This window comes from Rugamonas brunnea, assembly GCF_014042345.1.
Classification (GTDB): domain Bacteria; phylum Pseudomonadota; class Gammaproteobacteria; order Burkholderiales; family Burkholderiaceae_D; genus Rugamonas; species Rugamonas brunnea.
The window spans coordinates 269,069-281,853 of the sequence record NZ_JACEZT010000005.1 but is presented as its reverse complement, the minus strand read 5'-3'; the positions used below and the strand labels follow the sequence as shown (position 1 = coordinate 281,853).

At 63.9% G+C, this 12,785-nt stretch carries 12 protein-coding genes; all 12 read right to left on the bottom strand.

Annotated elements, in window-relative coordinates:
* Positions 1-51: 51 nt before the first annotated feature.
* A complete protein-coding gene (locus H3H37_RS10320; protein ID WP_182162029.1) occupies positions 52-2,451 on the bottom strand; it encodes a 3-hydroxyacyl-CoA dehydrogenase/enoyl-CoA hydratase family protein in 2,400 nt (799 codons plus the stop codon).
* 20 nt (positions 2,452-2,471) lie between these two features.
* The gene (locus H3H37_RS10315; protein ID WP_182162027.1) at positions 2,472-4,262 is read right to left on the bottom strand and encodes an acyl-CoA dehydrogenase C-terminal domain-containing protein; all 1,791 of its coding nucleotides are present in this window, start codon (positions 4,260-4,262) and stop codon (positions 2,472-2,474) included.
* A 54-nt stretch (positions 4,263-4,316) separates the two neighbouring features.
* Complete coding sequence (locus H3H37_RS10310; RefSeq protein ID WP_182162025.1) at positions 4,317-4,943, bottom strand: TetR/AcrR family transcriptional regulator; 627 nt, start codon at positions 4,941-4,943, stop codon at positions 4,317-4,319.
* Between the two features lie 304 nt (positions 4,944-5,247).
* Positions 5,248-6,477 carry a GGDEF domain-containing protein gene (locus H3H37_RS10305; RefSeq protein WP_182162023.1) on the bottom strand — a complete coding sequence of 410 codons (1,230 nt, stop codon included), beginning with the start codon at positions 6,475-6,477 and terminating at the stop codon, positions 5,248-5,250.
* A gap of 216 nt (positions 6,478-6,693) precedes the next feature.
* On the bottom strand, positions 6,694-7,077 hold the full coding sequence (locus H3H37_RS10300; protein ID WP_182162021.1) for an Hsp15 family ribosome-associated heat shock protein: 384 nt from the start codon (positions 7,075-7,077) through the stop codon (positions 6,694-6,696).
* A complete protein-coding gene (gene clsB, locus H3H37_RS10295; RefSeq protein WP_182162019.1) occupies positions 7,074-8,237 on the bottom strand; it encodes a cardiolipin synthase ClsB in 1,164 nt (387 codons plus the stop codon). The genes H3H37_RS10300 and clsB overlap by 4 nt, the downstream gene beginning before the upstream one ends.
* Positions 8,238-8,245: 8 nt before the next feature.
* Positions 8,246-9,067: an endonuclease/exonuclease/phosphatase family protein gene (locus H3H37_RS10290; protein WP_182162017.1), complete on the bottom strand. Its 822-nt coding sequence runs from the start codon at positions 9,065-9,067 to the stop codon at positions 8,246-8,248.
* Positions 9,068-9,112: 45 nt separating this feature from the next.
* Positions 9,113-9,391, bottom strand: coding sequence for a DUF2442 domain-containing protein (locus H3H37_RS10285; RefSeq protein WP_182162015.1), 279 nt, complete (start codon positions 9,389-9,391; stop codon positions 9,113-9,115).
* Complete coding sequence (locus tag H3H37_RS10280) at positions 9,369-9,608, bottom strand: DUF4160 domain-containing protein (protein WP_182162013.1); 240 nt, start codon at positions 9,606-9,608, stop codon at positions 9,369-9,371. The genes H3H37_RS10285 and H3H37_RS10280 overlap by 23 nt, the downstream gene beginning before the upstream one ends.
* An 87-nt stretch (positions 9,609-9,695) precedes the next feature.
* A complete protein-coding gene (gene nudB / locus H3H37_RS10275; protein WP_182162012.1) occupies positions 9,696-10,160 on the bottom strand; it encodes a dihydroneopterin triphosphate diphosphatase in 465 nt (154 codons plus the stop codon).
* Between the two features lie 132 nt (positions 10,161-10,292).
* Complete coding sequence (gene aspS, locus H3H37_RS10270) at positions 10,293-12,092, bottom strand: aspartate--tRNA ligase (RefSeq protein ID WP_182162163.1); 1,800 nt, start codon at positions 12,090-12,092, stop codon at positions 10,293-10,295.
* Positions 12,093-12,160: 68 nt separating this feature from the next.
* On the bottom strand, positions 12,161-12,781 hold the full coding sequence (locus tag H3H37_RS10265; RefSeq protein ID WP_182162010.1) for a DUF502 domain-containing protein: 621 nt from the start codon (positions 12,779-12,781) through the stop codon (positions 12,161-12,163).
* Positions 12,782-12,785 lie beyond the last annotated feature (4 nt).

Genomic DNA, 12,785 nt, shown 5'->3' with positions numbered 1-12,785 from the left:
CTCACGCGCAGTAAAACTTTGAATGCCAGGGAAAGGATCGACATGACCGTGTTAGTTGCGCACCGGCTTACCGGTTTGCATCATGCCCATGATCCGCTCTTGCGTCTTCGGATGGTTCAGCAGTTCCAGGAACGCTTTACGCTCCATGTCCAGGAACCACTGCTCGCTCACGAACTGACCCTGGTCGATGTCGCCGCCCGACACGATCTCGGCGATCATCTCGCCCAGCTTGAAGTCGTGCGCGGAGATGAAGCCGCCGTCGCGCATGTTGACCAGTTGCGCCTTGATAGTGCCGTAGCCGTAGCGGCCGGTGATCTGCACCGGTGCCTGCAGCGGTGGACGGTAGCCCTTGTCGAACATGGCGCGCGCTTCCACCTTGGCCACGTGCAGCAGCTCGTAGGCGTTGAACACGATCACGTCGTCTTCCTTCAGGTAACCCATGGCCTGCGCTTCCAGTGCCGACTTGGACACGTTGGCGGTGGCGGCGTTGGTGAAGCCAGCCTTCAGGAATTGCAGGATGTCGTTGCCCTTGGCTTCCTTGGCGGCGCGCACGGCCGCTTCTTTCAGGCCGCCGCCGGCAGGGATCAGGCCGACGCCCACTTCCACCAGGCCGATGTACGATTCGATCGAGGCCACGCGCTTGGAGGCGTGCAGCGCCATCTCGCAGCCGCCGCCCAGGGCCAGGCCGGCCACGGCAGCCACCACGGGCACGTTCGAATACTTCATGGCCATGAAGGTGTCTTGCAGTTCGCGGATGATAGGATCAACCGCTTTGGCGCCGCCCTGCATGAACGCAGGCAGTGCCGATTGCAGGTCGGCGCCGGCCGAGAAGGCGCCGCCTTCAGCCGCGTCGGCGCTCCAGATCACCAGACCCTTGAAGTTCTTGGCCGCTTCTTCCAGCGCCATCTTCAGGCCCTTGATCACGCCGTCGCCGATCACGTGCATCTTGGTCTTGAGCGAGATCACCAGCACTTCGTCGCCCGAGTGCCACAGGCGGACCGAGTCGTCCTCGAACACGGTGGTGCCGGCGGTGCGGCCATCCACGGCGCCCGAACCGAACACCGGTGCGCGGAATTCCTGACGCTTGTACACGGCCAGGTCGGAACGCGGCACGAACGATTTGGAGACCGACGACCACGAACCTTCAGGGGTGTGGACGCCGCCTTTTTCAGCGACCGGACCTTCGAACACCCAGGCTGGCAGCGGTGCGTTGCACAGCGCCTGGCCGGCGTCGATGTCTTCCTTGACCCACTGGGCCACTTGCAGCCAGCCGGAAGCTTGCCACGTTTCGAACGGGCCGACGTTCCAGCCGAAGCCCCAGCGCATGGCGAAGTCGATTTCGCGGGCGTTGTCGGCCACGGTGTCCAGGTGGATGGCGATGTAGTGGAAGGCGTCGCGGAAGATCGCCCACAGGAACTGCGCCTGTGGGTTGGTCGATTCGCGCAGGGCCTTCATCTTCTTGACCGGGTCCTTTTCCTTCAGGATGCGGGCCACGATGTCGGCGGCCTTGCCGCCGCCGGTCACGTATTCACCGGAGGCGAAGTCCAGGCGCTGGATCTCCTTGCCCACTTTCTTGTAGAAGCCGGCGCCGGTCTTCTGGCCCAGCGCGCCCTTCTCGACCAGCTTGGCCAGCACGGCCGGGGTCTTGTAGACGGCGGCGAACGGATCGTTCGGCAGGTAGTCCTGCATGGTCTTGATCACGTGGCCCATGGTGTCCAGGCCGACCACGTCGGCGGTGCGGAAGGTGCCCGACTTGGCGCGGCCCAGCTTGGCGCCGGTCAGGTCGTCGACCACGTCGCACGACAGGCCGAACTTCTCGGCTTCGTGCACGATGGCCAGAATGCCGAACACGCCCACGCGGTTGGCGATGAAGTTAGGCGTGTCCTTGGCGCGCACGACACCCTTGCCCAGGGTGGTGGTCAGGAAGCCTTCCAGCTGGTCGGCGATTTCCGGCTTGGTGGCGGCGGTCGGGATGATCTCGACCAGGTGCATGTAGCGCGGTGGGTTGAAGAAGTGCACGCCGCAGTAGCGCGATTTCAGGTCGGCGTCGAAGCCTTCGGACAGCTTGGTGATCGACAGGCCCGAGGTGTTCGAGGCGAAGATCGCGTTCGGGGCGATGTGCGGGGCGACCTTCTGGTACAGGTCGTGTTTCCAGTCCATGCGCTCGGCGATGGCTTCGATGATCAGGTCGCAGCCGGCCAGCAGGTCCAGGTTATCTTCGTAGTTGGCGACCTGGATCAGCGAGGCGTGCTCCTTGTTGCCCAGCGGCGCGGGCGACAGCTTCTTCAGGTTCTCGATGGCGCGCAGCACGATGCCATTCTTCGGGCCTTCCTTGGCCGGCAGGTCGAACAGCACGACCGGCACTTTGGCATTGACGCAGTGGGCGGCGATCTGCGCGCCCATCACGCCGGCGCCCAGGACGGCTACTTTTTTAACGATGAAATTGGTCATGTCGTATCCTTAGTCTCTTCTTAGAACAGGTCAGCGTCGAGTGCCATCAGGCTGGCGGAGCCGGCGCGGGCCTGGCGAATCAAGGTGGCGGTTTCTGGCATCAGGCGGGCGAAGTAGAAGCGCGCCGTGGCCAGCTTGGCTTTGTAGAAGTTATCGCCGGACGATTCTTTTTCCAGCGCGATCTTGGCCATCTGGGCGAACAGGTAGCTGTAGATCATGTGGCCGACCACACGCAGGTACGGTACGCTGGCGGCGCCCACTTCGTCCGGATTCTGGAACGCCTTCATGCCGATTTCCATGGTCAGCTTGGTGACTTTGTCGCCCAGGTCGCCCAGTGGGGTGATGAATTCGCTCATGGCTTCATCGGTGCCGTTCTCTTCGACGAAGGCTTTGACCTTCTCGCCGAACTTGCGCAGCTTGGCGCCGTTGTCGCCCAGGATCTTGCGGCCCAGCAGGTCCAGCGATTGCACGGTGTTGGTGCCTTCGTAGATCAGGTTGATGCGGGCGTCGCGCACATACTGCTCCATGCCCCATTCCGAGATGTAGCCGTGGCCGCCGTACACTTGCATCGCTTCCGAGGTGGCGATCCAGGCGTTGTCGGTGATGAAGGCCTTGATCACGGGGGTCAGCAGGGCCACTTCGTCGGCCGCTGCTTTGCGCACGTCTTCGTCAGGGTGGTGCAGTTCGCGGTCGATCTGCAGCGCCACGTAGGAGGTGAAGGCGCGCGCGCCTTCGGCGTAGGCCTTGCCGGTCAACAGCATGCGGCGCACGTCGGGGTGCACGATGATCGGATCGGCGGGCTTGTCCAGCGCTTTCGGGCCGGTCAGCGAGCGCATCTGGATGCGGTCCTTGGCGTACACCAGTGCGTTCTGGTAAGCCACTTCCGTCAGGCCCAGCGACTGCATGCCCACGCCCAGGCGAGCTGCGTTCATGAACACGAACATGGCGTTCAGGCCCTTGTTCGGCTGGCCGATGATCCAGCCACGGGCGCCGTCCAGGTTCATCTGGCAGGTCGAGTTGCCGTGGATGCCCATCTTCTCTTCGATGGCGCCGCAAGTGATCGGGTTGCGCTCGCCGACTTTGCCGTCAGCGGTTGGCAGGTATTTCGGCACCAGGAACAGCGAGATGCCTTTCGAGCCTTCCGGCGCGCCCGGCACACGGGCCAGCACCAGGTGCAGGATGTTTTCCGACATGTCGTGTTCGCCGGCCGAGATGAAGATCTTGTTGCCGGTGATCAGCCACGAGCCGTCGGCCTGTGGCTCGGCCTTCGAGCGCAGCATGCCCAGGTCGGTGCCGCAGTGCGGTTCGGTCAGGCACATGGTGCCGGTCCACTCGCCCGACACCAGCTTCGGCAGGTAGATCTTTTTCTGTTCGTCGGTGCCGTGCTCGAGCAGGCACTCGTAGGCGCCGTGCGACAGGCCGGGGTACATGGTCCAGGCCTGGTTGGCCGAGTTCAGCATCTCGTAGAACGAGTTGTTCAGCACGATGGGCAGGCCCTGGCCGCCGAAATCTGGCGAGCACGACAGGGCAGCCCAGCCGCCTTCCACGTACTGCTGGTACGCTTCCTTGAAGCCTTTCGGGGTGGTCACGGTCTGGGTCGCCGCGTCGTGCTTGCAGCCTTCGCGGTCGCCCGAGTGGTTCAGCGGGAACAGCACTTCCGAGGTGAACTTGCCGCCTTCTTCCAGCACCTGGTTGATGATGTCGGCGTCGACATCGCCATAGTATGGCATTTGCTTGAGTTCATCTTCCACTTTCAGGAACTCGTGCAGCACGAATTGCATATCCCGGATTGGCGCGACGTATTGACCCATGATTTTCTCCTGACGTAAAGCTAATTAGTGTTGTGGCTGCGGGGACGCGGCCGCTTAGGTTTTCTGTGTCGCAGGCGCCTGGTGGGGCGCCTGCGGATTCCGGTAATTCTCGATCAGCCGGTTGAAGCCGATGCTGGCGCGGTCCAGGCTGCCCGGGATGCGCAGGAAGCGCGCATCATGGTGCAGGGCCAGGATCAGGCCGTACATCTCATAGACCAGCTGCTGCGGGTCGGTATCCGGCTTGAGGTCGCCGCATTCGATGGCCTGGCGTGCGCAACGCAGCAGGGCGCCCTGCCACGCGTTAACCATCGACATCAGCTCCTCCCGGATGGGACCGGGGCGGTCGTCGTATTCCACCGCGCCGCTGATGTAAATGCAGCCCGATGCGACTTCCACGCTCACTCGCTTGACCCAGCGCGCGAACATCGCCTTCAGGCGCTGCAAGCCACGCTGTTCCTTCATGCTGGGGAAAAACACTTCCTGCTCAAAGCGGTGGTGGTACAGCTTGAGCACTTCCAGCTGCAAGTCTTCACGCGAACCGAAATGCGCGAACACCCCCGACTTGCTCATGTTCATCCTGTCCGCGAGCAAGCCGATGGTGAGTCCTTCGAGCCCGTCACGACTGGCCAGGTCCAGCGCCACATCGAGAATGGCCGCGCGAGTCAGTTCACCCTTACGCATAAATTTGATAGAAGTATTAATAAGACCACCCAAGGTAAAAATTCGTCTGAAAGGAGAAAAGACCATTCTCTCGCAGTTGAATTTACTTCGTGTGAAAAGAATTGCGAACGCTCGTACTATTATCCAGCGGGTGGTAAAAGTCAAACAGTACCGTTAGAGGCGCGGTTCTATTGCTGCGTCGCAGCAGTCCAGGGGCGAAAAATGGCCGGCGGCTGTGGGGAAAATGCGGAAAACGGGGCTGCCGGGCGGGCTGGCAGCCGGGCGGGCGGCGGGGCTGGCGGCCGCCCCGCCGGGGCGTGGAGGATCAGGCCAGCGCCGGGTTGGCGGCCGGCGCCGGGGTGTGCTGGCCGGACGCCACGACGGGCCCCGGTTCGGGTTCGGGCACGCCGCAAACCACCCGGTCGCGGCCGCCCTGCTTGGCCGCATACATGCGCTGGTCGGCCAGCTCGACCAGGCGTTTCCAGTCGCCAACATGGTCGGCCCGGCGCTCGGCGATGCCGATGCTGGCCGTGACGGGCCCGCCCTCGGGGCGCTGGCCGAAACCGCTGCTGCGCAGCCGCTCGATGGCGGTGCGGGCCTGCTCGATGCCCGTGCCCGGCATGATCAGCAGGAATTCCTCGCCGCCCCAGCGCGCCAGCACGTCGCCGTGGCGCATGTGCCGGGAGACCTGTTCGGTCATGGTGATCAGGGCCTGGTCCCCCGCCTCGTGGCCGTAACCGTCGTTGATGCGCTTGAAATGGTCGAGGTCGAGGAAGGCCAGCGCGAACGGCGCGTTGCTGCGCTGGGCCATCGTGAAGTGCAGGTCGAGGATTTCCATTCCGCTGCTGCGGGAAAAGGCGTTGGTCAGCGGGTCGCGGATGGCCTGGCGCACCAGCGCGATCATGAAGGCGAGCTGGCAGATGCCGGCCAGCGCGGCCACGCCCGTGATCAGCACCAGCAGCCAGAAGGCGCCGGTGAACGCGGGCCAGTCCATGGCCGCCCAGCGCAGGTAGCCGGACACGGCCTGGCAGATCAGGATGGGGCTGGCGACCACGAAACTCTCGGCGATGGCGAGCGGGAAGATCGCCAGCCCGCCCAGCAGCACGAACGGCAGGAAGGCGTAGCCGGCCCCGATCGCGGCCGACATGCCGGTCAGCTGGTAGTGCGTGAGCAGCGTGTGCGAGGCGACGTAGAACACGGTCGGGATCGCGAACAGCAGGGCCATGGCCCGGTAGGCGTTGAACAGGTCGCCGTTGGAGCGGTAGTAGACCAGCAAGCTGGCGAACGCGGCACTGGCGACGAAGCGCATGGCCGCCAGCTGGCTCCACAGCGGGAACGGGAACACCACGAAGTCGATGATGCTCCACAGCGGCGTGAGCACGGCGAACAGGAAGGCGAACAGGCGCACCCGGTTGACGATCAGCCCCGCGCGGCGCCGCGCCAGCAGGCTCAGATGGCGGTGCGGCGAGAACAACCAGCCCAGCTCGCTTTGTTTCAGCTCACCGGGCATCAGGCCCGTCAAACGGTGCCAGAGCATTTCCGAAACCTGATTCATGCATGCCTTTTCGACGTCGCCGCAACAGGGGCGGCGACGCCCCCTTGCCTGCTTGGGAATGGCTGGTCAAGGACGGATGACCAGTGCTGGCCTTTCTTGCCAATTAGCAATCGTAAGCCATGTCAATAGCGCTGTCATACCGGCAACATAGTTTCTTGACCCATGACAAGTAAACCGTGGACGTTTTGCCGCAAGGGCAGGCGCGGCGGCGGCGCCTCAGTCCGGATCGCCCAGCCTGCCCAGTTGGCGGCGGTCGCGTTTGGTGGGGCGGCCCTTGATGTCGGCGCCCGGTTCGCGGAACAGGCGGCGCCGTTCGGCCGTCTCGGCGCGGGCCGCCACGCTGGCGGCCGTCTCTTCGTACAGCGTGCGGGCGATGGGCGCGGCCGCGCGCACGTCCGACAAGCCTTGCACCACCACTTCCCAACGGTCCGAACCGTTGTCGATCAGCAGCTTGTCGCCCACGCGCAGGGCGCGCGCCGGCTTGATGTTCTCGCCGCCGAGCTTGACGCGGCCGCTGTCGACGGCGTCCGTGGCCAGCGAGCGGGTCTTGAAAAAACGCGCCGCCCACAACCATTTATCGAGTCTGACTGTCTCGTTCAAGCGTATTTCCCCACAGCGAAGATGCGCATCAGCAGCTTGTAGCCCATGTAGGCCAAGCCATAGCCGAGGCGGCGCCAGCGCCCCACGTTGGCGAACTCGTGCGCATGCACCACCACGCCGTCGGCGATGGCTTGTTCGATGTGGGCCCGCAGGCTGCGGGCGAACACGGCGTCTTTCACGACCACGTTCGCCTCCTGGTTCAAAAACAGGCTCAAGCCGTCCACATTGCTCGAACCCACGGTGGCCCAGTCGTCATCGATCACGGCCACCTTGGCGTGCAACTGGGTCTTGTGATATTCCACCACTTTTACCCCGGCCGCCAGCAGTTTCGGATAGAAGGAATGGGCCACGGCGTCCTGCAGCCAGAACTCGCCGACCCCGATCAGCAGCACCACCTCCACCCCGCGCTCGGCCGTGGCGGCCAGCGCGCGGCGGAACTTGCGGCCCGGCGCGAAATACGGGTTGGCCAGCAGCACGCTCTTGCGGGCCCGGCCCAGCGCGTGCAGGTAGGCGCGCTGGATGGTGACGCGGTTGCGCAGGTTGTCGCGCACCACGAAACCGGCCTGCACCATGGCGCGGTTGGCTTGCTTGTTCAGCTTGCGCAAGTCGCGGTACAGGCTGATCCGCTTGAAGATGCCCAGCTTGCCCTGGCGCGCCCACTGCGCTTCGGCCTCGGTCTGGATGGTCGCCACCAGCGGCCCGCGCACGGCCACCGCGAAATCCCAGCGCGGCGCGGCCAGCGGGATGTTGTGGTCGTAGTCGCAGAACAGGTCGTCGTTGATGTTGATGCCGCCCACGAAGGCGATGCCGTGGTCCACCACGCAGATCTTGCGGTGGGTGCGCGTCATGCCGCGCCGGAACCACGGGTTGAAGATGCGGTGCTCGACCCGCGCCTCCACCAGTTGCGCGTGCAGCCTGTCGACATTGTGCCGGCCGGTGCCGAACCAGTCCGTGATCATGCGCACCTGCACGCCGCGCGCGGCGGCACGCATCAGCGCGCCGCGCACGGCCTGGCCCGTCTCATCCTCGGCGAAGATATAGGTCTCAAAATAGATTTCGTACTGGGCCGCATCGATGGCCGCGATGAGGGCCGGGAAATACTCGGTGCCGCAGTACAGCAGCTCGATCTCGTTATCGGCCAGGAAATTAACGGAACGCATAAATCCTGTCAGGCCGGAGTCAACGACAGCGAGGCCACGATGGGCGCGTGGTCCGACAGCTTGGCCCACAGCGTGCCATGCATCACCTCGGCCGCCTGCACGTCGAAGCCGCGCACGTAGATGCGGTCAAGCCGGAAGAATGGCAGCGCGGCCGGGAAAGTGCGGGCCTGGCGCACGGCGTTCTTGCCGCCCAGCACACGGCCCAGTTCATCGAGCGTGGAATTGGAGCCGATCTGGTCGAACACCTCCACCACGCCCAGTTCGCGCCGCAGCTCGTTGCTGAGGGAATTGCGCCAGTCGTTGAAGTCGCCGGCGATGATGACCGGCTCGCCGTTGGGCGCCGAGGTGCGCACGGCCTCGATCAGGGCCGCCGTCTGGCGCTTGCGGCCGCCTTCGAACAGGCCCAGGTGGACCACATAGCAATGCACCACCACGCGCGGCGTCTGCAGCTCGCAGTGCAGGATGCCGCGCTGCTCAAAGGCATGGTCGGACACGTCGTGGTTGTGGGTATGCACGATGGGAAAGGCGCTCAACAGCGCATTGCCATGGTGGCCATGGTCGTAGACGGCGTTCATGCCGTAGGCCGTGTGTTCATGGCGCGACGCGCCGGCCAGGAATTCATGCTGGGCCGCCTCCGGCCAATGCTGGTGGCCATGGTGCTCGGCGCCGTACTGGGCCGCGTTGAGGTCGTGCCGTCCCTGCACTTCCTGCAGGAACACCACGTCCGCATCGAACAAGCCGATGGCCTGCTTGAGCGCATGCACGCGCGGCAGGCTGCGGATGGCGGAAACGCCTTTGTGGATGTTGTACGTGGCGACGCGAATCTTCATGGGGTCATTCTACCCCCATCGACGAGGTTTCCGGCAGACGTGCCGTTAAGCTTGGCGCGTCGAGGTGGATTGGTAGCCGGCGGCGGGACAGCCGCGCAACATACCCTCCACGCTCAAGTCTTCATCCAACTGTTCCCAATGCAGGCCACGTCCGGCACAGATAATCTCCCAATCGTTCAATTGTGGCGGCGTGGCGGCGGCCAGCCGTGGATACCAAGCGAGCGGGGTTCCGATGCGCCGGCCGTCCATCAACTCGACAGTGAGATATTCAGCATCAATTACCACATGCCGGATGCGTTCGTCAGCTATTGTCGAAGTGCTCATTCCATCTCCTCAAGAACTCCAGACGGTTGTCGGAAATGATACGCGCTATTTCGCGCAGATCAACGGCAGAGAAATGAGAATTGCGCACTACCGTGGCGCTCTCGATCCAGAATTTCGCGGACCTACCATCCTTATCCACGTGAACGTGCGGCGGCTCGCCAAGCTCCTGGCTGAAGAAGTAGAAACGATACCCTTTGGATCGCAACAGCAATGGCATGCCGCCCTCCCGAACAGGCGAAATCGCTTGTCGAGTATGCCGGGTGCATGATCCGCGAGGATTGAGACGGCACAAGCGTACCAGCTGCTAGCTCCGGGCTTGCCGTAACTGATGTGGCAATTGCAGGATGGCTTCCGCGTTGGAGGATGAGAAGCACTGGTCGGCCGCCTCCAGGTAGGGCAGCCAGACGTGGTTCAGGTGTTCGCGCGGCGCCAGCGTGATGGGGATGTCGCGCGGCACTTCGACCGAGAACACATGCTCGGTGTTTTCCGTCACGCCCGGCGCGTAGCGGTGCCGCCACACGGGGTAGATGGTGTAGATGTTCGACAGCCGCCAGTCGCGCAGCACGATGCGCTCGCCATCGGCCACGATGCCGGTCTCCTCGAACAGCTCGCGCGCGGCCGTTTGCAGCAGCGGTTCGTCCGGCGCGTCCAGCGAGCCGGTCACCGATTGCCAGAAGCCGGGCCGGTCGGCCCGCTCGATCAGCAGCACTTGCAGGTCGGCCGTGTGGATCACCACCAGCACCGATACGGGAATCTTGTAGGGCTTCATGTTCCGATAATAAAAAAGGCGCAGTCGCCCGCGCCTTCTTGCTCCGAGTCCCCAGCCGCGCGGCAAGCAGCCACGCGGCCAGGGGTCTGACCCCGGTGTGTTGGGGTCTGACCCCGGTTTGCGCCGGGTGACTTAGCCAGCCACTTTCGGCTCGGCGGCGCGCAGGCGGATGTGCAGTTCGCGCAGCTGCTTCTCGTCCACTTCCGACGGCGCCTGGGTCAGCAGGCACTGGGCGCGCTGGGTTTTCGGGAAGGCGATCACGTCGCGGATCGAATCGGAACCGGTCATCATGGTCACGATACGGTCCAGGCCGAACGCCAGGCCGCCGTGCGGCGGCGCGCCGTACTGCAGCGCGTCCAGCAGGAAGCCGAACTTCAGGCGTGCTTCCTCGGCGTCGATCTTCAGCGCGCGGAACACCTTCGACTGCACTTCCTCGCGGTGGATACGGATCGAGCCGCCGCCCAGTTCCCAGCCATTCAGCACCATGTCGTAGGCCTTGGCGATGCAGGCGCCCGGATTGGTTTCCAGCATGTCCTCGTGGCCATCTTTTGGCGCCGTGAACGGGTGGTGGGTCGCGGTCCAGCGGTCGTTCTCGTCGTCGTACTCGAACATCGGGAAGTCCACCACCCACAGCGGCGACCAGACGTCGTCGAACAGGCCGGCCTTCTTGCCGAATTCGCTGTGGCCGATCTTCACGCGCAGCGCGCCGATGGCGTCGTTGACCACCTTGGCCTTGTCGGCGCCGAAGAAGATCAGGTCGCCGTCCTGGGCGCCCGTCAGTTCCAGCACCTTGGCCAGCGCGGCGTCGTGCAGGTTCTTGACGATAGGCGATTGCAGGCCGTCGCGGCCCTTGGCCTTCTCGTTGACCTTGATGTAGGCCAGGCCCTTGGCGCCATAGATGGCCACGAACTGGGTGTAGGCGTCGATTTCCGAACGCGGCATTTCGCCACCCTTCGGTACGCGCAGGCCGACCACGCGGCCGTTGGGCATGTTGGCGGCGCCCGAGAACACCTTGAAGTCCACGTCCTTCATCACGTCGGTCAGGTCGGTGAATTCCAGCTTGACGCGCATGTCGGGCTTGTCCGAACCGTATTTGCCCATGGCGGTGGCGAAGTCCATCACCGGGAACGGGTTAGGCAGGTCGATCGCCAGCGTATTCTTGAACACCTTGCGGATCATGTCTTCGAACAGGTCACGGATTTCCTGCTCGGTCAGGAACGACGTTTCGCAGTCGATCTGGGTGAATTCAGGCTGGCGGTCGGCGCGCAGGTCTTCGTCGCGGAAGCACTTGGTGATCTGGTAGTAGCGGTCGAAGTTGGCCACCATCAGCAGCTGCTTGAACAGCTGCGGCGACTGCGGCAGCGCGAAGAAGTTGCCGGCGTTCACACGCGACGGCACCAGGTAGTCGCGCGCGCCTTCCGGGGTGGACTTGGTCAGCATCGGGGTTTCGATGTCGATGAAGCCCAGCTCGTCGAGGTACTTGCGCACTTCCATCGTCACCTTGTAGCGCAGGCGCAGGTTGTTCTGCATCTGCGGACGGCGCAGGTCCAGCACGCGGTGGGTCAGGCGGGTGGTTTCGGACAGGTTGTCGTCGTCCAGCTGGAACGGCACGGCCACCGAGGCGTTCAGCACTTCCAGCTGCGAGCACACCACTTCGATCTTGCCCGACTTCAGGTTGGCGTTGACGGTGCCTTCCAGGCGGTCCTTGACCACGCCGGTCACGCGCAGGCAGTACTCGTTGCGCACCGCCTCGGCGGCCTTGAACACCTCGGCCTGCTCGGGATTGCAAACGATCTGCACCAGGCCTTCGCGGTCGCGCAGGTCGATGAAGATCACGCCGCCGTGGTCGCGGCGACGGTGTACCCAGCCGCACAGGCTGACGGTTTGGCCAAGCAGGGCCTCAGTGGTGAGGCCGCAGTAGTGAGTACGCATGGAGGACATGTTATTTCTCAGTTCAGGTTAAATAGTTCAGTTTATTTATCGGGGCGCACGCGCCCGTTTTATGGTTTGCCGGCCGTCTCGGCGCCGGGCACGTAATCGGGCGCCACCACGCCCATCGACACGATGTACTTCAAGGCCGCATCCACACTCATGTCCAGTTCGACCACGTTTTCCTTCGCCATCATCAGGAAGAAGCCCGAGGTGGGGTTGGGCGTGGTGGGCACGTACACGCTGACGTAATCGCCGACCAGGTGGTTCTTCACGTCGCCGCCGGGGGTGCCGGTGAGAAAGGCGATGGTCCACGAATCGCGGTGCGGATACGGCACCAGCACGGCCTTGCGGAACGCGTTGCCGGACGAGGAGAACAAGGTGTCCGACACCTGCTTCACGCTCGAATACAGCGAGTTGACGATGGGGATGCGCTGCAACAGCCGCTCCCACAGCCGCACCACGTAATTGCCCACCAGGTTGTTGGTGAGCAGGCCGGTCAGGAACACGATCACGACCGTCAGCATCGTCCCCAGGCCGGGGATATCGAAGCCGATCAGGGTGCGCGGCTGCCACCGCAAGGGCACGAACAGCAGCGACTGGTCCATGGTGCTGATCACCAGGTTCAGCACCCAGGCCGTGATGGCCAGCGGCACCAGGATCAGCAAGCCGGTAATGAAGTATTTACGCATTCGT

Excerpts from the sequence above, each read along its gene's own strand:
- H3H37_RS10265 (WP_182162010.1), bottom strand. The coding sequence starts at position 12,781 with ATGCGTAAATACTTCATTACCGGCTTGCTGATCCTGGTGCCGCTGGCC.
- H3H37_RS10310 (WP_182162025.1), bottom strand. The coding sequence starts at position 4,943 with ATGCGTAAGGGTGAACTGACTCGCGCGGCCATTCTCGATGTGGCGCTG.
- H3H37_RS10290 (WP_182162017.1), bottom strand. The coding sequence starts at position 9,067 with ATGAAGATTCGCGTCGCCACGTACAACATCCACAAAGGCGTTTCCGCC.
- H3H37_RS10285 (WP_182162015.1), bottom strand. The coding sequence starts at position 9,391 with ATGAGCACTTCGACAATAGCTGACGAACGCATCCGGCATGTGGTAATT.
- nudB (WP_182162012.1), bottom strand. The coding sequence starts at position 10,160 with ATGAAGCCCTACAAGATTCCCGTATCGGTGCTGGTGGTGATCCACACG.
- H3H37_RS10320 (WP_182162029.1), bottom strand. The coding sequence starts at position 2,451 with ATGACCAATTTCATCGTTAAAAAAGTAGCCGTCCTGGGCGCCGGCGTG.
- H3H37_RS10315 (WP_182162027.1), bottom strand. The coding sequence starts at position 4,262 with ATGGGTCAATACGTCGCGCCAATCCGGGATATGCAATTCGTGCTGCAC.
- clsB (WP_182162019.1), bottom strand. The coding sequence starts at position 8,237 with ATGCGTTCCGTTAATTTCCTGGCCGATAACGAGATCGAGCTGCTGTAC.
- H3H37_RS10280 (WP_182162013.1), bottom strand. The coding sequence starts at position 9,608 with ATGCCATTGCTGTTGCGATCCAAAGGGTATCGTTTCTACTTCTTCAGC.
- aspS (WP_182162163.1), bottom strand. The coding sequence starts at position 12,092 with ATGCGTACTCACTACTGCGGCCTCACCACTGAGGCCCTGCTTGGCCAA.
- H3H37_RS10305 (WP_182162023.1), bottom strand. The coding sequence starts at position 6,477 with ATGAATCAGGTTTCGGAAATGCTCTGGCACCGTTTGACGGGCCTGATG.